The 19,917-nt window shown below is 40.0% G+C and carries 19 protein-coding genes and 1 pseudogene; 11 read left to right on the top strand and 9 right to left on the bottom strand.

Annotation, left to right across the window (positions count from 1 at the left end):
* Window positions 1–60 precede the first annotated feature (60 nt).
* Window positions 61–801, top strand: coding sequence for an MBL fold metallo-hydrolase (locus QT327_RS09510; protein WP_130857626.1), 741 nt, complete (start codon window positions 61–63; stop codon window positions 799–801).
* A 47-nt stretch (window positions 802–848) separates the two neighbouring features.
* Here the strand turns inward: QT327_RS09510 and QT327_RS09505 are convergent, their stop codons facing one another.
* On the bottom strand, window positions 849–1,349 hold the full coding sequence (locus QT327_RS09505) for a DinB family protein (RefSeq protein ID WP_013666063.1): 501 nt from the start codon (window positions 1,347–1,349) through the stop codon (window positions 849–851).
* A 213-nt stretch (window positions 1,350–1,562) separates the two neighbouring features.
* Here QT327_RS09505 and QT327_RS28205 point away from each other — a divergent pair, with 213 nt between their 5' ends.
* The 5 genes from QT327_RS28205 (at window position 1,563) to QT327_RS09480 (ending at window position 5,237) form a co-directional block, all read left to right on the top strand.
* On the top strand, window positions 1,563–1,730 hold the full coding sequence (locus QT327_RS28205) for a hypothetical protein (RefSeq protein WP_354004763.1): 168 nt from the start codon (window positions 1,563–1,565) through the stop codon (window positions 1,728–1,730).
* A 282-nt stretch (window positions 1,731–2,012) separates the two neighbouring features.
* Entirely contained in the window at window positions 2,013–2,540 is a 528-nt protein-coding gene (locus QT327_RS09495) for an SRPBCC family protein (protein WP_130857628.1), read from the top strand.
* 11 nt (window positions 2,541–2,551) lie between these two features.
* Window positions 2,552–3,016 (top strand): SRPBCC family protein, encoded by a 465-nt coding sequence (locus QT327_RS09490; RefSeq protein ID WP_130857629.1) that lies wholly within the window; start codon window positions 2,552–2,554, stop codon window positions 3,014–3,016.
* A 125-nt stretch (window positions 3,017–3,141) separates the two neighbouring features.
* Window positions 3,142–4,746 (top strand): Na+/H+ antiporter, encoded by a 1,605-nt coding sequence (locus QT327_RS09485; protein WP_130857630.1) that lies wholly within the window; start codon window positions 3,142–3,144, stop codon window positions 4,744–4,746.
* A gap of 35 nt (window positions 4,747–4,781) precedes the next feature.
* Entirely contained in the window at window positions 4,782–5,237 is a 456-nt protein-coding gene (locus tag QT327_RS09480; RefSeq protein WP_013666058.1) for a DUF2721 domain-containing protein, read from the top strand.
* On the opposite strand, the gene QT327_RS09475 is transcribed toward QT327_RS09480, so the two are convergent.
* On the bottom strand, window positions 5,238–5,738 hold the full coding sequence (locus tag QT327_RS09475) for an Lrp/AsnC family transcriptional regulator (protein WP_130857631.1): 501 nt from the start codon (window positions 5,736–5,738) through the stop codon (window positions 5,238–5,240). It abuts the gene before it with no gap.
* Window positions 5,739–5,864: 126 nt separating this feature from the next.
* Between QT327_RS09475 and QT327_RS09470 the strand changes: the two genes are divergently transcribed.
* Window positions 5,865–7,256 carry an MFS transporter gene (locus tag QT327_RS09470; protein WP_130857632.1) on the top strand — a complete coding sequence of 464 codons (1,392 nt, stop codon included), beginning with the start codon at window positions 5,865–5,867 and terminating at the stop codon, window positions 7,254–7,256.
* 1 nt (window position 7,257) lies between these two features.
* On the opposite strand, the gene QT327_RS09465 is transcribed toward QT327_RS09470, so the two are convergent.
* The 4 genes from QT327_RS09465 to QT327_RS09450 are packed head-to-tail and all read right to left on the bottom strand — an operon-like array spanning window position 7,258 to window position 11,199.
* The gene (locus QT327_RS09465) at window positions 7,258–8,562 is read right to left on the bottom strand and encodes a hypothetical protein (protein WP_289552690.1); all 1,305 of its coding nucleotides are present in this window, start codon (window positions 8,560–8,562) and stop codon (window positions 7,258–7,260) included.
* Window positions 8,563–8,581: 19 nt separating this feature from the next.
* Window positions 8,582–9,937 (bottom strand): hypothetical protein, encoded by a 1,356-nt coding sequence (locus QT327_RS09460; protein WP_289552689.1) that lies wholly within the window; start codon window positions 9,935–9,937, stop codon window positions 8,582–8,584.
* 49 nt (window positions 9,938–9,986) lie between these two features.
* The gene (locus tag QT327_RS09455) at window positions 9,987–10,505 is read right to left on the bottom strand and encodes a DUF4836 family protein (protein WP_289552688.1); all 519 of its coding nucleotides are present in this window, start codon (window positions 10,503–10,505) and stop codon (window positions 9,987–9,989) included.
* Window positions 10,506–10,515: 10 nt separating this feature from the next.
* Window positions 10,516–11,199 (bottom strand): hypothetical protein, encoded by a 684-nt coding sequence (locus QT327_RS09450; RefSeq protein ID WP_130857635.1) that lies wholly within the window; start codon window positions 11,197–11,199, stop codon window positions 10,516–10,518.
* Window positions 11,200–11,387: 188 nt separating this feature from the next.
* Between QT327_RS09450 and QT327_RS09445 the strand changes: the two genes are divergently transcribed.
* From QT327_RS09445 to QT327_RS09430, 4 genes are all read left to right on the top strand, one after another.
* The gene (locus QT327_RS09445) at window positions 11,388–11,537 is read left to right on the top strand and encodes a hypothetical protein (RefSeq protein WP_289552687.1); all 150 of its coding nucleotides are present in this window, start codon (window positions 11,388–11,390) and stop codon (window positions 11,535–11,537) included.
* Window positions 11,489–12,247, top strand: a complete 759-nt coding sequence (locus QT327_RS09440; RefSeq protein ID WP_354004813.1) for an alpha/beta hydrolase family protein — start codon at window positions 11,489–11,491, stop codon at window positions 12,245–12,247. Before QT327_RS09445 ends, QT327_RS09440 begins: the two co-directional genes overlap by 49 nt.
* Window positions 12,248–12,376: 129 nt before the next feature.
* A complete protein-coding gene (locus QT327_RS09435; protein WP_013666051.1) occupies window positions 12,377–13,234 on the top strand; it encodes a methylated-DNA--[protein]-cysteine S-methyltransferase in 858 nt (285 codons plus the stop codon).
* A gap of 10 nt (window positions 13,235–13,244) precedes the next feature.
* Window positions 13,245–13,832 carry an alpha-ketoglutarate-dependent dioxygenase AlkB family protein gene (locus tag QT327_RS09430; protein WP_130857637.1) on the top strand — a complete coding sequence of 196 codons (588 nt, stop codon included), beginning with the start codon at window positions 13,245–13,247 and terminating at the stop codon, window positions 13,830–13,832.
* A 279-nt stretch (window positions 13,833–14,111) separates the two neighbouring features.
* Here QT327_RS09430 and QT327_RS09425 read toward each other — a convergent pair whose 3' ends face one another.
* The 3 genes and pseudogenes from QT327_RS09425 to QT327_RS09415 all read right to left on the bottom strand — a co-directional run bounded on the left by QT327_RS09425 (window position 14,112) and on the right by QT327_RS09415 (window position 19,914).
* Window positions 14,112–15,089, bottom strand: a complete 978-nt coding sequence (locus QT327_RS09425) for a glycoside hydrolase family 88 protein (protein ID WP_502910529.1) — start codon at window positions 15,087–15,089, stop codon at window positions 14,112–14,114.
* A gap of 18 nt (window positions 15,090–15,107) precedes the next feature.
* Window positions 15,108–16,628: a RagB/SusD family nutrient uptake outer membrane protein gene (locus QT327_RS09420; protein ID WP_130857639.1), complete on the bottom strand. Its 1,521-nt coding sequence runs from the start codon at window positions 16,626–16,628 to the stop codon at window positions 15,108–15,110.
* A 4-nt stretch (window positions 16,629–16,632) separates the two neighbouring features.
* A pseudogene (locus QT327_RS09415) lies at window positions 16,633–19,914 on the bottom strand (TonB-dependent receptor).
* Window positions 19,915–19,917 lie beyond the last annotated feature (3 nt).

Genomic DNA, 19,917 nt, shown 5'->3' with positions numbered 1-19,917 from the left:
GTTTAGTTGCGTATACCATGTATTTTTTCTAAGTTTAGAATAAATTAAAGCTAATCCAAAATGATTAAATATATCTTTTTTATATGCATCTGCTTCTCAGCACTCAGATCGGTCAAAGCCCAAGATAAAATTGACGATATTACCATTTACCCTATCGAACACGCAACTTTTGCAATAACTTGGAAGGAAAAAACGCTTCTATTTGATCCAAGCACAGAAAAAGAAAAGTTAAATAAAGTAAAGAGCCCTGATCTTATTTTTATAACAGATATACATGGTGATCATTTCAATATTTCCAGTCTAAAAAATCTTGATCTTTCGAGATCAATACTCATTGTTCCCCCTGTTGTTGCCGAGCAATTGCCGGACGAGTTAAGAAAACAATCACATCTGATCAAGAACGGTGAAACTGTCGACCTAAATGATATAAAAATCGAGGCCGTACCTATGTATAATCTCCCTGAATCCGCTGACGCATTTCATACAAAAGGTAGGGGAAATGGTTATATTATTACGTTGGGCAACAAACGTATTTATATAAGCGGAGATACTGAAGATATTCCGGAAATGCGTGAGTTAAAGGATATCGACATTGCTTTCCTCTGCATGAACTTACCTTACACCATGACCGTTAAGCAAGCTGCCGAAGCCACCCTTGCATTTAAACCGAAAATGGTCTATCCTTATCACTATAGAGGTCAAAATGGAAAAAGCGACATATTCAGTTATAAGCAGCTCGTAAACGAAAAAGATTCATCTATTAAAGTGATTATACGTGACTGGTATCTTCGTAATCCGTAATTTCATTGCGCTAACCTATCGCTAATGAATAGCTTAGCGCCTTTTTGTCAAAGGCCCTTAAATATTTGCATCAATTGATGGTTATGTCGCTGGGTATGGAACTGTATAAACATCAACCATTCGTAACGTGTAAGAAAGCCATAAGTTGGAAATTCAAAATCTAAACATACGACCCTCAGGTCTTCATTCTGAATAATATCAACGTATCGCTGCTTGTTAAGTTCAAGATCGGTTATCAATTCATCTCTATTAAAAGGTCCATTTTCCGGGTAAATAAAATCCGGCGACTCCATTTTTATCTCAAAGTTTAGGAAAATATCTTGTAAGGATTTCACATATAAGTCCACTTCGCGTACTGGCTTCTCTACATGGCTATCAGGTAAACCGCCAGTAGCCTTAATGACATGATCGGCCACTTGTCCCGCTGTCCATTCACCCATATTCCGTTGGTGATTGATTTCCTGACGATCGAACTTTGAGATCGATTCTATAAACGTGTCGAACGTTTTCTTTAATGAATTCGACAACTTCTTTTTGTCAACTAACATAATCCAATGTGTTTATTACAAAGGTAGGAGGTAATCGGATAGCTAACCGGGTAGAAAAGCGACATTCTAAGGGTAAAAAACGAATATATAGATCGTCTGTTATTACATTGCATCCGTCAAAACAAAAATAATCAGTAAAAAAGTAAAAAACATTTGGTAACCATTTGGTTTCTTTTTAAATTTGAAACCAAATGGTTACATATAAATAAACACATGGAAACTAGACGAGATGTATTTCAGGCAATAGCCGATCCTACTAGACGTGCAATTATTCAATTGATAGCTAAACAGCCACTTAATTTGAATACGGTGGCTGACCGTTTTGACATTAGCCGCCGGCCGTCTCAAAGCATATCCGCATTCTTACTGAATGTGGCTTGATAACAATTCATCAGAAAGGCAGGGAGCGCTTTTGTAACGCAAATTTGCGTTCATTAAAAGAGGTATCGGAGTGGGTAGAAAAGTATCGTACGTTCTGGAATGATCGCTTGGATACATTAGAGGATCTTTTAAACAACGAATAGATCTCTAAAAAAATGAACACGAGCAGCGCTCATTAGTCTATGATTTGGATCTAGCTGTCTTCTTATCTAGAACCTATGATATCAAGTTAGGCAGGATGCTCAATTGGTAAAAAAGAATTAAAACAAAAATGATACGAATATGGAAAATTATGGAAAAATCATTGCGCCAGGCACTATTCGCTTTGAGCGTTTACTGCCAGGCCCCATTGAACGTGTATGGGCTTACATTACTGAATCTGATAAAAGAGAAAAGTGGCTGGCCAGCGGCGAAATGGACTTAAAAGTTGGCGGTAAGGTCAATTTACATTTTGTTCACGCCAATCTATCATCCTATCAAGAGACACCTCCCGACAAATATAAGTGTTATGAACACGGCAATAGCTTCAGTGGCACGGTAATTCAGTGTACACCACCCTATCTATTGACTTTTACATGGGGAGATGGTTCGGAAGTGACGTTCGAACTTCACAAACAAGAAAAAAAGATATTATTAGTATTAACCCATCGTCACTTAGAAGCTGTCGAAGCACGCATCAGCGTAGCTAGCGGTTGGCATACCCATCTTGGCATTCTTGTTGCTCGATTGGAAAGACGCGAACCGGCAGGTTTTTGGGGTGTACATAACCAAATGGAAAAGGAGTATACTGAAATATTAACCGAATTATAGATAAAAACGTTATGGAAAATCAAAGAGCGCAAGTTGAAGTCCAGATGCTTATAAGAAGACCTGTTTCAGCAGTTTACCAAGCTTTCATTGATCCGGCTATCACTAAGAACTTTTGGTTTACGAAAGCGAGCGGACCGTTAGAAGTGGGAAAGACTGTTACTTGGGAATGGGAAATGTACAACGTTTCAAGCGATGTTACGGTAAAAGAATTAATTAAAAACGAGAAAATATCCATTGTATGGAACGAGCCCGCAACAACCGTAGATTTTCTTTTTACGGCGATCGATGAAAACAGGACTTACGTTGTTATTAAAAACTACGGATTCCCGCAGACAGGGAACGAATTGGTACAGGCGGTGAATGACAATACAGGCGGTTTCACCACCGTTTTAGATGGATTAAAAGCTTACTTAGAGCACAATATTAATCTAAATTTAATTGCCGATAAATTTCCGAAAGAAATAAGCTTGCATTAAGAAGATACGTATATTGGCGTAAGTGAATTTCTTGCGCCAATATAAATCCGATTGCGGCATCATGCCGATCAACGGTTCTTACATCATCCCCTACCTTCCTTGAAATTTCTTTTTATTTTTACTACATGATTCATGAGAAACTGCTTTTAGTATTGGCTTTATTTTTCGCCATGGCCATGTTGTACTTGTTAAGTCAACGCCTAAAAATTTCCTATCCTATCTTATTAGTTATCGGTGGCTTGGGAATTTGTTTTATTCCCGGCGTACGGGCGATAAGCATCAACCCGGATTTGGTATTTCTGATTTTCTTACCACCTTTGCTTTTCGAAGCAGCGTGGTATACCTCTTGGAATGAGTTTTGGAAGTGGAGACGTTCCATTGGTTTACTTGGCTTTGGTTTAGTACTATTCACCTCTCTGGCTGTCGCCTATATTTCTGTTATGACTATCCCTGGCTTCACACTTGCCATGGGTTTTTTATTAGGGGGCATCATTTCACCTCCTGATGCCGTAGCTGCTACCTCCGTGTTAAAAGGAGTTACCATGCCTAAAAGAGGTCTTGCTATTCTTGAAGGAGAAAGCCTTGTAAATGATGCAGCATCATTAACGGTATTTCGCTTTGCCTTAGCGGCTGTTCTAACCGGACATTTTATATTGCAGGAAGCCCTTCTGGAATTTGCTACGTTATCGATAATGGGTGTTGTTGTTGGTTTAGTCATTGCTCATATCTTGTACTTCGTGCTTCGCTACTTAGCAAAATCGTCCAATATAACTACACCAATCACATTAATAGCTCCTTACCTCATGTACCTTGTGGCCGAATCCTTTGAGTGGTCGGGCGTCCTAGCCGTGGTAAGTGGCGGTCTGTTCTTGTCTTTTCGATCCAAAGACTTCCTAAACTATCATACGCGGATACAAGCCACCGAAGTATGGGCTACTGTCGGATTTCTCTTAAATGGGTTTGTTTTTATTCTAATTGGCTTAGAACTTCCCGTGATCGTAAATGGATTAGAGGGTTATTCTAAGAAAGAGGCGATTCAATATGCGCTAATTATTAGTGCCGTCGTAATTTTACTCCGTCTTACACTCGTTTATTTAGCTGCTTTTATACCCCGCCTTGTCAGCAAAAGAATACGCGATAAAGAAACAAGCCCCGGCTTTAAATTGCCCTTTGCCATCGGATGGGCAGGCATGCGTGGCGTAGTATCGTTGGCTTCTGCATTAGCTATACCACTTACACTTGAAAATGGTGAAGCTTTTCCTCATCGCAACCTCATTTTATTCATTACTTTTGTAGTCATCCTTATCACCTTGGTTTTCCAAGGACTTACTTTGCCCTTTTTTCTAAAACTTTTAAAGATTGAAGAGATAGATGAATATGTTCCAACGGAAGATCAGTTGGAAGCCATTCGTCTTCAATTGGCCAAATCAAGTATCAAATATCTTGACAGGAAGTATGATCGTGAGATGGAAGAACATCCCACCATCGCACGAATCAAGGAACAGCTACAGCGTAGTATCGACGCCACCGAAAGCTCGTTGCAAGAACAGGAGAAGAAAGAAAAACTGATTTCTGTTCGGATGTTATACAGACGGATCATGTTGGAACTAATCACCCATCGAAGAGAAGGACTTAATAAATTACGTAAAGAGAAAAAGTATGATGATCATGTCATTAGGCAATTGGAACACAATCTAGATTTAGAGGAGTCAAGGCTTATAAAACAATAAGCCTGCAATTTAGTATAGAAAAAAACACAATAATAATGATTACGATCACCACACCCGCCCTGCTGTTTCCAGCTATCAGCCTGATTATGTTAGCGTACACAAATCGCTTTTTAGCGCTTGCCAGCTTAGTGAGAAGTTTACATGCCAAATATCTCGAAAACAATCGAAGTGGTGTCATTCATGGTCAAATAAAAAATCTACGCTACCGATTACGCTTGATTAAATATATGCAGGCCTATGGTGTTTTAAGCTTTGTAGCCTGTGTTGTATGTATGCTATTCATATTTTTGAAATGGTTGTTTTGGGCCGAACTGCTTTTCGGACTCAGTTTAATTTTCTTTACTATATCACTTATTATTTCATTGATTGAAATACAGAAAAGTACAACAGCCCTTGAGCTGGAGTTAAGTAATATGGAAGAAGATAAAGTAAGCCCTTCCTTTGTTGACTATTTGAAGAAAAAATTAGACACAAAAACTAAAGATGTCTGATTACATGAAGCTGTTTACGAGTAGGCGTTCCCGTTCTACAATAACGTCCATCACAAACACTGTTTGAATATTACCAACTCCCGGTATTTCGCTTAATGCATCAACATGAAAACGGTGATAGTCCGCCATATTTGATGCAATGACTTTCAGCATAAAATCGAACTCGCCTGAGATATTATAACACTCGATGACCCTTTCTAAGCCAGCAATGGCCTGAACGAAAAGAGCGCCAGCCTTTTTGGTGTGCTCTTTTAACGAAACGTAGCAAATGGCTGTTAAACTTTCTCCCAGAGCACGATGATTTAACAAAGCAGTATACCGTTTAATAACCCCGTTCTGTTCCAGGCGTTTTATCCGCTCATGAACGGGCGTAGCACTCAAATGAATCTTATGTGCTATCTCTCGAATTGTCAACTTTGCATTTTCCTGCAAAAGTTTCAATATCTCATAATCCTTTGCATCCAAATTTACCGATGCTTTCGCGCCTTGTTCTTTTTCCATTAAGTAAACGACATATTAAAAGATCAATATTCTATATATAGCAAATAAAACAGAAAATTTACCCAAAAGTAACAATTAAAACAACTTAAAATTTAAAACACATACTTTTGCATCAGAACACTGCTTATGAAAAACAAAAATTCGATTATATTATTTATTGCCTGTTCAGCAGTTTTTCTAGAAGCTTTGGACCTTGCCATCATGAATCTTGCGCTCCCTCTAATACAAAAACACTTTCATCTAAAAGAAGAGCAATCACAATGGCTGCAAACCATTTATGTTCTTCTATACGGCGGATTTCTAATTATAGGCGGTAAGCTCGCGGATATTTGGGGAAGAAAGAAAGTTTTTATGTCCGGTGCTTTGTTATTTCTAATAACCTCTATTGGCGCGGGCAAAGCAAACTCCTTCGAATTCTTGTTTTTTTTTCGGGCCATCCAAGGCTTAGGTGCGGCCCTTCTCATGCCGTCCGCCATGGCAATCATTACAAATACATTTGTAACTGAGGCTGCTAGAAGCAAAGCGCTGGGTATATTCAGTTCGTTCGCTGCCATTGGATCGGGCTGTGGGTTGTCGTTAGGCGGCATCATTGCTTCTTCCTTAGGGTGGCAATGGATCTTTTTTATAAACGTTCCCATTATAAGTATGAGCTTGATCCTAGCCTTTATCATATTGGAATCGGACACCCAAACAACCGATACGATCCCACCGGATTTTTTATCGGGTATCATACTATCTTTTTGCATTGTTCTTCTTTCGTATTTTATACACGCGATTCCAACGCTTATCTACAAACCAATTCAGGTTATTGTATTGCTAAGCTTAATAACTTTAAGCCTAGTGTATTTTATAAAAAGATCCCGACATCACAAAAATCCCTTAATAAACTTTGCACTACTTAAGGGCCGCAATGTACAAATAGGCAATAAAGCAATTTTTCTACTGGGATCTTTTTTTCTCAGCTATTTACTTGTTCTTTCCTTTTATCTACAGGAAATTTTGGGATTTTCAGCTGCCAAGGCGGGCTTACTACTCTTTCCTTTTAGCGTCGGTTCCGCTTTGATATCCAGGTTTCTATTGCCCTGTTTAATCAAACGTTTTAAAATTATTCGTATCGCCAGATTAGGAATGTCATTGATGTTTTTTGGAGCATTACTGTTAATCGTCAGCATGCATTATCATTTATTTGTTTATTTGGTATTTTCGATTGCCTGCGTAACAGGTGCGGGCATGGCCATATCAATCCCCAGCTTAACCGTTATGGCATTAAATCAAATCCCTGTTGACCACCAGGGCGTGGCCTCAGGCGTCAACACTACGTCTTATTTTTTTGGGTCGGGCATTGGTTTATCACTGATATCGTTGATTATGCAATTAAATACGATATTTCCAAGTACAAAGAAGCAGTTGATTGCCTCAATGACACTCCTCTTGCTGCTAGCAGCCCTTGCGGTATTATATCTGCTGAAAAAAGACTTCGCGCAAGATAGAGAGACGGATAGGCTGCGAAAGGTTTAATTTAATTACCCCGAAGCAATTGTACCAGGCCATTGACTGAGCTATTTTCAAAATGCAATTTTCCGTCTAGATGAATATGCTCATCAGCCAACTTTTGAGCGCTAAATTCCATTTTTTCAAGACGCTTAAAAGATGGGGGTAACAACGGATAGTTTCGTTGATTCCTCAAACCTTTACTGTCTATATATAAATAAAAAAAATCATTGGAAAGATGATCACGATTACTTTGTTGGTATTTTCTGCCCGTGCCAAAGAACAAACGATCAGCTCGGCTTTCGTGCTGAAACTTATAAAAAAGTTGTTTCGGGAGATAATTTGCTAAATGGGGTGATGCTTGAAACGAAAGATAGATTTCGGGGACACGTTCTTTGCGAACTACTCGCTGCTCTACCCTTTCGAAATTGTCATTATAGTCGTAAGTAATAATCGTATCCTGCTGAAGAGTAAGATTCTTTTTCCATTCCAGATCCATATAAGTTCCGTAATAGCGTAATAAGGTATCGACAGGGATGTGATGTTTTTCAAAAAATTTTCGTTGCCGCGCCAATAGCGGCGTAATGTCTGCTGCTAGCCAGAATTTGATTAAGCTATTCGATTCAAATTGCTTTGGATATAAGCGCTTTACACCTTTAACCAAAGCCGTTTTGATATCTCCACTAAGTGATAAGGATCCCCGTCCAAAATCCGCATCTATAATCGAAGCGCCGTCTGTATAGACCAGCTCATGTTGTGTTTTAATTGCTTCGTAAAAAGGCGACTGCTCAACAGTTGTCATGCTCCCCTCCTGCCGGATAAGGCTCCGAAGCAGGTTGAATTTCTCTACCTTGGAAGCCGAGACACAAAGTGCTAACCGGTCTTTTGTGAACATCAAGCATAATTTTCCGTTAAATGCAGTTCCTTGGAAAACAAGTGAATCCACAGTCTGAAGTTTCGAAATACCTAATATGTTTTTCGTATAACATTGAAGTTCATCGAAGTCATCGATACTGAATACCGAGAAAAATGTGGCGTCATCAGGCTCTATCGTAAAGAAAAAGATATTAGCCGGAATATGGAGTCCCGAATCTCCTAAATCAAAAGATTTCTTGTGCTTTTTCTTATCTGAGTCAAAATAATATCCGGGATTTAAAACCGCATTCCAAGCTATTGACCGTAATAATGCATCCACATTTACACGAAACAAAGTGGACGCATTTTTTGGGATGTACTGTTGGTAAGATTGCTTTTGACGATATACCAAATAACCGCAACATGTTAATCCCACGCCAAGAATAGCCAACACACCGATCAGTACTTTTTTCTTCATACCCAAACTTACTAATAAATTAAGGTCTAAAAGCCGTACTTTCGACTACATCCAATATATATTGTAAGGCATTTCTCTTCGAGCCTGGAAGTTCGGCCCGGAAGCTGCCAACCATTTTTTTACCTTTAACACCCTTTGAAGTAAAATAAAAGTCGCCTAAGCCCTGAATTTTGTCTTGTAGCGCCAAGGCTTGTTTGGTGGCGGGTATCTCCAACGAATTAATTGCCTTCACCATTTTTTTACTATTGAAAATAAGAGTAAACTTATTATCGTTCAGCAATTTTTTGTGTTTGGAAGATAAGTCACTTTCATATCGATTGTATTGAATGTTCCGTAAATCATCTAGTGCCGTACCAAAGAATATGATACCGTCCTTTAATAAAACATGAACTTCCAGCGGCCCTTTTAGTCCGCTAATTGTATAAATACCCTCATTCTCCGTCAGTTTGGCCCTAGCAACCCCAAGGGCAAGTGCTTTTTTGAACAGGTTCATATCAGTAGAAGAAAACATAGCCAAAAATGCGGGTATACTCTCTTTTTTAGTCTTTTCAACCTCAACGGAATTATAATCCTCGTCATACTCGTAGGTCGTATATTTCACTTCCTGTTCTTTTATAGCAGTTAAAGCGAAGATACCATCACCCTTAATTGCTTTGCCAATCGCTTTTTCGTCTAGTAAAAGTGAAAATATAGAAGACCCTAGATCTATTTCCTTTTCATATCGGCCAAGCAAATTACCGTAATATTGTTGCATTAATATTGGCAGCTCTTTTAAGTAATTCTCTGTATTAATTGCTACTGATGTATAGGCAATGGCATCTTTGCTCAAATATTTAAAGAACCTTTTATTCAGTTTCCGATTATATATCCTACGGTAGGCTTCGGCAAGGTTATTCGAAAGCCCTATGGAGCCATCAAGTGTTGCAGTGTTCTTATCAAAGGTTAAATAAACATTAGCGCTTTCAAAGCCAGTGCCAACTTTTTCAGTCTTTACCCCCAGAAGAGAAGCATAAGCGCTATGCACACCAGGCAGCAAATCTTGATAGAGTTCATTGATATCCCTAAGCCAAAGACTTGCCATTGCATTTTTCCGATACGATTTTTTAAAAGACGGATTACCGAATGCTTCTTGCGATTCGACCAATCGTACAGCCTCCTGATACAGCCATTCTTTCAACAATCTGCTTTTTATCGAATCATCTGCCGCAATACTTGCATAGTAAGCATCGTACATTGAGTCGCGAGCCGCATCAGCTATTTCATGTTCTGCCACAGGTGGGGCCAAATTATAACTGTCTACAGCAGTTGAATCCAAGGGGAAGTCATCTTTATTCAAAGAATCAACAGCGTCCCACTCGACATCCACTGAGTCCATTAAGGGTGCCGGATCAAGCGCAGCTTCATCATATTCATCACTTAATTTTTTATTTACTATCCGTATTTTTCAGCAGTCTTTTCATCTTCAAAAAACTGTTTCGCAACTCTCCGCTAAGTAAATAAAGAGTTTGCTCATTCCAGATCAACAATTGTTTTTTTTCGTTAAGATCTAAAATCCAATGACCATTCTGAAGCTTTTGGGGCTGACCAAGAGTTTTCAGGAAGTCTCCCACCTTAGTACTACTCCTAAGGGGGATTGACATACCGTAGTAACGTATACTATCTGTTTTGGTGCTATAAATATATACCTGCGCATTTAGGTTAAAACCTAAATCTTCCAATCCCTGTAGATTGCCATTATTTGTTTTATTCAATTTGGCAATCAGTGCCTGTCCTATTTTCGACCGATTAAATTGATCGATACCTATCAAATCAAAAAAATTGCGCCCATTAATAGTCGCCACTACGAAAGCGTCTTTCGGAATCCTCGGAGCAAGCCGTTGTGCTATTATATTATGTGAAAAGAATAGGCTTAGAAAGCTCAATAAAAGTTTAGTTCTCTGCATATTTTTGTTCTCAATTATTAACTAATTGTATTTGATTGGTAATATTGGCCCTGCCGTTGATCAAGTCCAATATAGAAGTGTGAAGCATAACCGCTTTCTTTGTACCTGATAGTTTTGCTTGTTTGTTGGTTGATTGCTTAACAACGCTATCAAAACGATAAATACAGGTATATAAAGCATTCTTAAACACCTGCTTATCAGCTTCTTTAAGCTTCATATAAGCACTTTTGGCCTCCTGTGCATAAGTATAGTTGCGGGAAAACAATTGTGTTCTCGTATCGAAATTGTATAAAGACTTTCCAGTGGGTTTTATCTTTAATTTCTCATAAATGATTTTACTGAGATGATTCAGATTATCTACTTTTTCAAAAGAAAAACTGACAAAGGCAATAAAATTCTCAAAATCTACCCGATGCTTAACACTACTTATTCCCGGCGTTTTTTTCAGTATCGCAACGGCTTCGTTTAGATTTCGTTGGATTTGAACCTTATCCGGAACTTTATAACCGTTTATGCTATCCAATAGCATCACAGACGAAAGCTTTGTCTTGCTTTGACTCAAATTTAATGTGACCGTCATATTTCCCGAACCATTTTTATGAACGTTGATCTCTTCAATCACTTCAAAACAAGCACTCAAACTAATTGTGCTAAAAAAAAGCAGCACATATAGGCATCGATTTTTTAAGGTCATTTCTCTTTTTACTATGCAGAACAAAAGTAGAGAAAGGATATGGTTAATAACTAACTGATTTCAGGGATTTCTAAGGTAATTAGGCGTAAAGCGACCTAATTCTCTTGCCTAACTTTATTCACCACACCTCAACGCCTACCCGCTTTAATCACAATTTTCGTAACTTTATAGGATTAAAAGGGGGGCTCATGGCAAAAGTGAAAAATATAATGATCAGAGGTAGTAATAATAGGCCTATTGTTCTTGATATTTTTTTCAACGAATCAAGGCCTTATCAACCCGCCATTATATATGCACATGGTTTCAACGGCTTCAAAGACTGGGCAACTTCGATCTGATCGCTGAACAATTCCTTGCTTCCGGCTTTACCTTTATAAAGTTTAATTTTTCTCACAATGGCACCTCGCCGGATCAACCGGAGAATTTTGTTGATTTAACTGCTTTTAGTGAAAACAACTACACCAAGCAATTGCATGATCTTGAACAGGTAATAGATTGGGTCCAAAATAACTGCAATCCATATGGACGTTGCATCGACAAAAAAAGCATCGGCTTAATCGGCCATAGTATGGGCGGTGGCATCAGTGTGATCAAGGCGGCAGAAGACGCTCGGATCAAAGCACTCGTAACCTGGTCGGCAATTGCCTTCTGTAAAACACCCTGGGGCGATTGGCCAAAAGAAAAAATAAGCGATTGGAAACAAACGGGTGTTGCTTATTATGTAAATGGTCGTACAAGACAAAAAATGCCACTAAATTACCAATTGTATGAGGATTATTTAAATAATGGCACACGATTGGATATTATAAAAGCTGCCTCCTCTATCAATATCCCCTGGATGATTTGTCATGGTACCGAAGATATAAACGTACCTTTAAATCATGCATACAACTTAAAAGAAGCCAATGGCAGAGCGGTTATGGTAACCGTTTCATCCGATCATGTTTTTGGACGAAAACACCCTTGGTATGAAACTATTCAACCAACCCCCATGCAGGACGTGTTGAACCGAAATATTTTATTCTTCAAGCAACACCTTGATAAATAACATCGCATTATGCGCTGAATTTTCTGATTTTCTAGTCTTGAATTTCTACTTTTGAATTTTATTAAACGCGCAAGATTCGGGTTTCGTCACCGGTTGGCTTTGACTACTTTTGAAGAAAATAGATTGTTTATGGAAACGCAACAGCAAATAGATTTTAATAGGATCGCAGCATCCATTGCATTTATCAAGGAACACTTCAAAAGCCAACCGAGTTTGGAACAAATCGCCGAACATGTCCACTTGAGTCCATTCCATTTTCAGCGAATGTTTCAGGATTGGGCAGGAGTTTCGCCTAAAAAATTCATACAATATCTTACGATTGAGCATGCCAAAAATATGCTTAAGGAAAATTGCTCGACGCTATTCGACACTGCATACGAAAGCGGACTTTCAGGTACTGGCCGATTACATGATCTTTTTATAAACATCGAAGGGATGACACCTGGCGAGTATAAAAATGGTGGTGCTTCGCTAACGATCAATTATAGTTTTGCCGAGAGTCCATTTGGTAATATCATCGTGGCTTCTACGCATAAAGGAATCTGTTATATGGCATTTGCAGATGAAGGAAGGGGTATCGGATTTGATACCTTGAGATCTACCTTTCCAAATGCACGCTATCAGCAGCTGGTTGACAATTTCCAGCAGCATGCACTCTTTATTTTTGATCAAGATTGGAGCAAAATAAAAGAGATTAAATTACATTTAAAAGGCACCCCATTCCAGATTAAAGTTTGGGAAACACTTTTGCAAGTTCCCACAGGCACGCTTACTACTTATGCCCAATTGGCTGAACGAACTGGCAACAAGCTAGCTTCACGAGCAGTAGGAAGTGCCGTTGGGGCGAATCCGGTAGCCTTGTTGATACCTTGTCATCGTGTAATTAAATCAACCGGAGACACAGGCAATTATCATTGGGGGAGTTCGAGAAAGCAAGCGATTATTGGCTGGGAAGCTGTTCGGGCGGAACTTCAGGTAGAGAAATAAACCATAGACTATGCATGGAAATTTATTGCCAAAGGATGGAGAAGTTTATTTCTATGAAAATTTCTTCACGCGATCAGAAGAGCATCATCTATTTGATGTACTTAAACAAAAAACAACTTGGCGTCAGGAGCCTGTTAAAATTATGGGTAAAGAGATCTTGCAACCGCGTCTGACGGCTCTTTACGGCGATACCTACAAACCGTATAGTTATTCGGGCATAACGATGAAACCGCAGCAATGGTTTCCTGAACTATTACTTGTGAAAGAGAAGGTGGAAACCTTTTTGAATATTAAATTTAGCACGGTATTGCTTAATTATTATCGAAATGGAACCGATAGCATGGGCTGGCATCGAGATAACGAAAAGTCATTGGGCAAGAATCCAACCATTGCATCCTTAAGCTTTGGAGCATCGCGACCTTTTCTGTTCCGGCATTATCGAGATCGAAAACTACGTGTTAAAATCCATTTATTGCCGGGAAGTCTTCTGGTCATGAAAGGTACCATACAAGATCATTGGCAACATAGCTTACCCAAGGTGCCAAAATTAGTTGAAGCAAGGATTAACCTAACTTTTAGGGCAATTGTAGACAAATGACTTTCGCGTTAACAAGCTAAGGGGAGGGATTTTCCTCCCCTTCGTCTTAATTCCTTAACAAATTTCGGTATCTAAGCAAGGCCTCTACATAATAGTAATCTGCGTAGGTTAAGGGCACATCGATCTCACTCTTATGAGGTATAGAGCCGACACTGTGCATCAAAATAAAACCGCCGTTGCTTCCAATAGGAGCTTTATAGGAATCCGATGAAAGACTGACGAGCATCTTCTCAGCTGCATTTACATACTCCTTCGCCTTGGTATTCTTGACATAAGTGCTCAGCTCCAGTAAGGCTGAAGCGATAATAGCTGCGGCAGAAGCATCACGATACTGCTTATATTGACTGGCATATGGGCTGCTTGCCGGCAAATCAGGCGCATTAAAATCCCAAAAGGTACGCCATCATCCGGCATATTTGGATGATTTAGGATATATGTTGCGATTTTCTCCGCAAATTGCAAGTATTCCTTCCGTTTGGTTTCCCGATACATCATTGTATAACCATACAAACCCCAAGCTTGCCCACGTGCCCATGCTGATTCATCAAAGGCACCTTGCGCTGTTTTTTTTGCCACGATGTCGCCTGTTTGCGGATTGTAATCTACTACATGATAACAACTCATATCGTTACGATAATGATTTTTCATCGTGGTATTGGCATGGGTAATGGCAATATCTTGATATTTTTTCTCACCGCTAATTTTACTGGCTTGCGTCAGAAATTCGAGGTTCATCATATTATCGATGATTACCGGATAAGTCCACCCCTCCCACGAACGGATTGTTTTAGTAACAGGATTGAAGCGGCTAATTAACGAATTGGCTCCGGTCAAAAGAACGTCCTTGTAAGCACTACTATCCCCGGTAAGGCGTAAAATATTACCAAAACTGCAATAGAGCATAAAGCCTAAATCATGGGTAGTCGTGTTGTTTTTTTCCTTTTCCAGTAATTTCAACTTCTGTTTTGCTCTATCCAGGAGTTCCTCGTTACCGCTGTACTCATATAAATACAAAAGTGTACCTGGATAAAATCCCGAGGTCCACCATCCCGTACCGGATGATATTGATTTCCCTGCTTCATAAGTTCGTGGAAGTTTTTCGCCTGGAGTGTTAGAACCTAAATAGTCTATTTGCTTTATCGCTTCATTTAGATTCTTTTCGATAAAGTCTTTTTTAAGAGTGTATTGTGCCTTCGCGACGCTTACCGAAACCGTCACGCAAAACAACAGCATATATCCATTTAAACGATTTTTCATTTTCGCTTTCGTCTTATATTAATAACCTTCATTTTGTGGTAAGAGATTTGCATTTCTACCAATCTCTTCCTGTGGAATAGGCAATAGTTTATGAGATGGTTTTATGTTTTCTCTTTTTTCATAAGCGCCTTCTTTTGTAAAGGCCTCCACAACGATATCCCAACGCTTCAAGTCGTACCAGCGCTTCCATTCAAAGGCTAGCTCTACTCTTCTCTCCTCTCTTACTGCGTCCCTAAATGCTGCTTGATTTAACCCAACCGGGATATCCGTTGGGAAGGTTCTTACCCCGTTAGGTGTGTTACGGGCGCGTTGTCTAACCGCATTCAAATATTCATAAGCCTTTGCGGTGGGTCCACCGTTACTCTCGTTGAGTGACTCTGCAGCCATTAAGAGAATTTCGGCATAACGGAAAATCACATGTTTTATATCTGAGTCGGCCCCCTCTGCATTGGCATTAGCTCCTGGATATAAGCACCATTTAGCCGTATGTATGCGTGGCCATCGCCATTGTTGATAAGGGGTCATCACTCCTTTTATAGGTGTTTCTGTTAAATAGCTCACTTCTTTCCTGTAGTCATTATTATCAAAACTTCCATACATACCTGGAGATGGAACTAAGACGCTCCAACCCAGCATATCCGCGTCGCGAACCCCGGTCATAGGAGCTGTATAATCCTGATTTGTACCATTTTCTCCAGTGATCCCCCCCATAAAATCCACGACCCAGACATGCTCCAATTGATGACCAAGATCGGCTTTCCATAAATCTTGATAGTCATTTACCAAACCATAATGGTATTTACCGGCATCATTAATAACCGCTTCCGCGTGCTCCGCTGCTTTGTCCCATTGCTGCAAAACCATATATACGGAAGATAACAGCGTATGGGCAGCCCCTTTAGTAGCTCTTGACTTAATGTTACCCGGAAAGGCATCGGGTAAATAACTTATACCAAATTCGCAATCGTCTATAATATGCTGATATACTTCACTGGCAGGAGTTTTATTAATATCTTTAATCGTATTCGGATCTGTAACAAATTGCCCTATATAAGGAATATCACCAAACAATTGCACTAAATGATAATAATTTAGGGCTCGCACCATGCGCGCTTCGGCGATAAGTGCATTTTTCTTTCCTTCATCCATCGGAACATTCGGGATGCCGTCGATTGCGGCATTAGCGGCTCCTATACCCAAATAAGCCAAGCGCCAGACCGCAAGTATATCTTGGTTGCTGGCATCGTGCGTAAAACCATTCAGCTGTATGCGACTGGATTGTGTTCCGATATCCGCAATGTCAATATCATCTCCCAGTAGCTGTAACACCATGGTTAACCGTCTACCATAGAAATTATCGCTACTCAGCAAGGCATAAGATCCCATCACAGCTGCTTCTGCATCCGCTTCGGTGTTAAAATATTGCCCTGGAACTAAAATGCTTACCGGTTCTTCTTCCAACTTAGTGCAAGCGGAAGCAATAAACAATACGAACAAAAAAATATATTTCGAAAACTCTTTCATTGTCTGTTTCTCCATTAACTTAAAATCCAACATTTATCCCCAAGGTAACGGATTTGACATTTGGATATCCCATATAGTCAAGTCCGACATTTCGGTTTGAGTCCTGAAAGCTTACTTCCGGATCATAACCTTTATAGTTTGTGACCGTCAATATATTTTGTGCACTAGCATAGATCCTTAGTTTACTCACCTGTAGCTTACCTAGCATAAACTTCGGAAAGTTATAACCCAAGGCTACATTTTTTAACCGCAAGTATGAGCCATCTTCAACCCATCGCGATGAGACCTCTGGATTATTCGAAGCACTTGCCCGAGGAATGTCTGTATTTGTATTGGTAGGCGTCCATCTATTCAATGCATCTTTGGTAGCATTTCCCTTTCCGGCCATCCAATCGAGTTCCATTCGAGTGATGTTTAACATATCATTACCCTGGCTTCCTTGAAAAAAGATATTTAGGTCAAAGTTTTTGTAACGCAGATCGTTATTAAAACCGTAGATGAAATCCGGATGGGGATTACCAATAATGGTACGATCATCCGCATTAATAACACCATTCGGACCTTCGGTTAAGTTATTATTAGCATCACGTCCATAGATATCGCGGTACTTGACATCTCCTGGCTTTTTATTAGGAGCCGCAGAAAAATCATCGCCTTCTTGATACAATCCATCAAATTGCCATCCATAGAAAGCGCCCACTACCTCGCCCACACGAAGAATTTGGGATTCAGTTGACAACATATGACCTGGGATCGTATTATAGCGAATATCTCCTCCAGGTAATTGAAGAATCTTATTGCGATTAAAAGTGATGTTAAAATCACTTGTCCAAGTGAAGTTTTCGCCCTTAACATTGGTTGTATTGAGCGCGAATTCCCAACCTTTATTCTCTACACTTCCAATATTCTGCAGAGAAACCGTATAACCGGAATATATCGGCAGGGGTACTTCGTAAAGCAGATCAACCGTTTTCTTATAATAGTAATCTACAGAGAGATTGATCCGACCATTCAGAAAACCAATATCTAAACCTGCATCTGTTTGCTTGGTAGTTTCCCATGTAAGATTAGGATTCGCGACATTGGTTGGCCGCACCGCCTTAATTGGTGTTCCATTAATAGTCGCAAGCGTTGGAGAAAATCGGGCCAATGACATATAAGAGCCTATTTCGGTGTTTCCGGTTTCTCCATAGCTGGTTCGAATTTTAAGATTTGAAATTGCCTTCACCGATTGCATAAACGGTTCTTGGCTGATATTCCATGCCAAGGCACCGGAAGGGAAAAATGCCCATTTGTTATTGTCACCAAATCGAGATGAGCCGTCGTACCGGCCCGTAACTGTCAGCAAAATTTACCTTTGAAGTTTATAATTTATCCTTCCGTAAAAAGAGGACATCACCCAGTCTATTAGCTCTGAAGCCGCATTCTGGTAGTTCGAACCCGCTCCTAAATTCCAAAATGAGAAATTGTCAGACACAAAATTCCGATTGCGTGATTCCCACATTTCATTTCTGGAAGATTGATATGAATAACCGCCCATTGCCTCAAGGTTATGGACATCTTGGAAGCTCTTGGTATAGGTTAAGAAGTTTTCGTTGATTACATTTGTGTTCTTGCGGCCTATAATACTTCCAGAACCACCATAGTTACGTCCCTCTACCAAATTTTGCGTCACATAGCTCCCATTCCGTTGATTACTGATCTGGACCCCCAGCGTGCTTCGAAACTTTAATCCCTGTAATAACTCAAGTTCTCCATAGGCATTTCCCTGAAACAAATCGTTTATTTGCTCATTCTTTCTTTCGCGTGCAACTGCTACCGGATTGTCATGAGGGTCGCCCACTTGTTTCAACGTATATTTTCCATTTGCATCGTATACTCCTTGCAGTGGATCAAAGCGTAACGCGCCTGAAATTACACCTGCTCCGGATGTTCCACTACTTGTTTCCTGTGTTCGCACACCGTCAAGGTCATTTCTAATAAAAAAAAGTTTAGTGCCTAAACGAACCCGATCAGATACCTTTATGTCTAAATTAGAAGTTCCCGAAAGCCTTCTAAAGTCAGAATTGATCACTGTACCTTTTTGCCCGTAATGACTAAGTGAGGTATAATAACGGATATTTTCGCTTCCTCCTGAAACCGATAATTGATTATTGATCAATCCTCCGGTTCTAAAAATCAGGTCTTGCCAGTCCGTACCTTCACCATATGACGAAGGGTCTGAATATGGAACATTTGAGTTACCACTGTTTCTGTAAACGTCATTAATGTATTCGGCAAATTCCTGTCCATTCAAAAGGTCGAGTCGTTTACCGATCTTTTGAATGGAGTAAGAATTATTAAAGTCGATAATAGGACGCCCAACCTTTCCCTTTTTGGTCGTTACCATTATAACACCATTAGCCCCTCTAGATCCATAGATAGCAGTTGCTGATGCATCCTTTAGTACTTCGACAGATTCTACATCTTCGGGAGGGGGCGGCGTTCCTCCGGCAAAACCATCCACTACGTAAAGAGGATCACTACTGGCATTGATCGAAGTCCCCCCTCTAATTCGCACGCGTGGCGCTTTACCAGGCTCTCCATTGACGCTGGATACAGCCACACCGGGCGATCGCCCTTGGAGTGCTTGAGCTGTACCTGCTACGGGAAAAGCCGCTATTTTCTCGGCGGAAACCGAGGAAACCGATCCGGTTAAATCGCTTTTTCGTTGCGTACCATACCCTACTACAACAACTTCATCCAATGCCGCATCTTCAGCTTCGAGTTGGACATTCACGGTAGTTTGCCCGCTTACAAGCTTTAATTCTTGGCGTTGAAATCCAATATAGGTAACTACCAACGTCGTGTTCGGAGGCGTTTTTAAAGTAAAAAAACCCTGTTCATCTGTTTGAGTTCCTCTTTTATTAAGCCCTTTTATGCTTATAGAAACACCGGCGAGCGCCTTCCCGTTATTGTCGGTGACTTTTCCGGTCAAAGTTACCTCTTCCTGGGCGACAACAGCCCAATTCTTTTTAGAGATAACAATATTCTTCTCGACAATTTTATAGCTCAGGCCCTGATTGGCCAAACAAGCGTCTATTGCATGGGTCACCGATACGTTTTCCAAATCGATATTCACTGGCGTTGTATTCTTCAAAACGCTTGCTGTATATAGTACATTATAGCCCGACTGTTTACGTATTTCGTCGAAAACCTCTTGAAGTGAAACATTTTTCTTATGCAGCGTTAGCTTTTGAGCAAAGGCCGTTGCCTTTGCTTCCAATAGACCAATTAAGATCAAGATAAGTGATAACTTCATGAT

The sequence above is a fragment of the Olivibacter sp. 47 genome, assembly GCF_030372825.1.
GTDB lineage: Bacteria > Bacteroidota > Bacteroidia > Sphingobacteriales > Sphingobacteriaceae > Olivibacter > Olivibacter oleidegradans.
Note: the sequence above shows the minus strand (reverse complement) of the source record. Positions and strands in the feature narration are given on the sequence as shown.

Coding starts and splice junctions, on each gene's coding strand:
- QT327_RS09510 (WP_130857626.1), top strand. CDS start 61: ATGATTAAATATATCTTTTTTATATGCATCTGCTTCTCAGCACTCAGA.
- QT327_RS09505 (WP_013666063.1), bottom strand. CDS start 1,349: ATGTTAGTTGACAAAAAGAAGTTGTCGAATTCATTAAAGAAAACGTTC.
- QT327_RS28205 (WP_354004763.1), top strand. CDS start 1,563: ATGGAAACTAGACGAGATGTATTTCAGGCAATAGCCGATCCTACTAGA.
- QT327_RS09495 (WP_130857628.1), top strand. CDS start 2,013: ATGGAAAATTATGGAAAAATCATTGCGCCAGGCACTATTCGCTTTGAG.
- QT327_RS09490 (WP_130857629.1), top strand. CDS start 2,552: ATGGAAAATCAAAGAGCGCAAGTTGAAGTCCAGATGCTTATAAGAAGA.
- QT327_RS09485 (WP_130857630.1), top strand. CDS start 3,142: ATGATTCATGAGAAACTGCTTTTAGTATTGGCTTTATTTTTCGCCATG.
- QT327_RS09480 (WP_013666058.1), top strand. CDS start 4,782: ATGATTACGATCACCACACCCGCCCTGCTGTTTCCAGCTATCAGCCTG.
- QT327_RS09475 (WP_130857631.1), bottom strand. CDS start 5,738: ATGGAAAAAGAACAAGGCGCGAAAGCATCGGTAAATTTGGATGCAAAG.
- QT327_RS09470 (WP_130857632.1), top strand. CDS start 5,865: ATGAAAAACAAAAATTCGATTATATTATTTATTGCCTGTTCAGCAGTT.
- QT327_RS09465 (WP_289552690.1), bottom strand. CDS start 8,562: ATGAAGAAAAAAGTACTGATCGGTGTGTTGGCTATTCTTGGCGTGGGA.
- QT327_RS09460 (WP_289552689.1), bottom strand. CDS start 9,937: ATGGACTCAGTGGATGTCGAGTGGGACGCTGTTGATTCTTTGAATAAA.
- QT327_RS09455 (WP_289552688.1), bottom strand. CDS start 10,505: ATGCAGAGAACTAAACTTTTATTGAGCTTTCTAAGCCTATTCTTTTCA.
- QT327_RS09450 (WP_130857635.1), bottom strand. CDS start 11,199: ATGACCTTAAAAAATCGATGCCTATATGTGCTGCTTTTTTTTAGCACA.
- QT327_RS09445 (WP_289552687.1), top strand. CDS start 11,388: ATGGCAAAAGTGAAAAATATAATGATCAGAGGTAGTAATAATAGGCCT.
- QT327_RS09435 (WP_013666051.1), top strand. CDS start 12,377: ATGGAAACGCAACAGCAAATAGATTTTAATAGGATCGCAGCATCCATT.
- QT327_RS09430 (WP_130857637.1), top strand. CDS start 13,245: ATGCATGGAAATTTATTGCCAAAGGATGGAGAAGTTTATTTCTATGAA.
- QT327_RS09425 (WP_502910529.1), bottom strand. CDS start 15,089: ATGAAAAATCGTTTAAATGGATATATGCTGTTGTTTTGCGTGACGGTT.
- QT327_RS09420 (WP_130857639.1), bottom strand. CDS start 16,628: ATGGAGAAACAGACAATGAAAGAGTTTTCGAAATATATTTTTTTGTTC.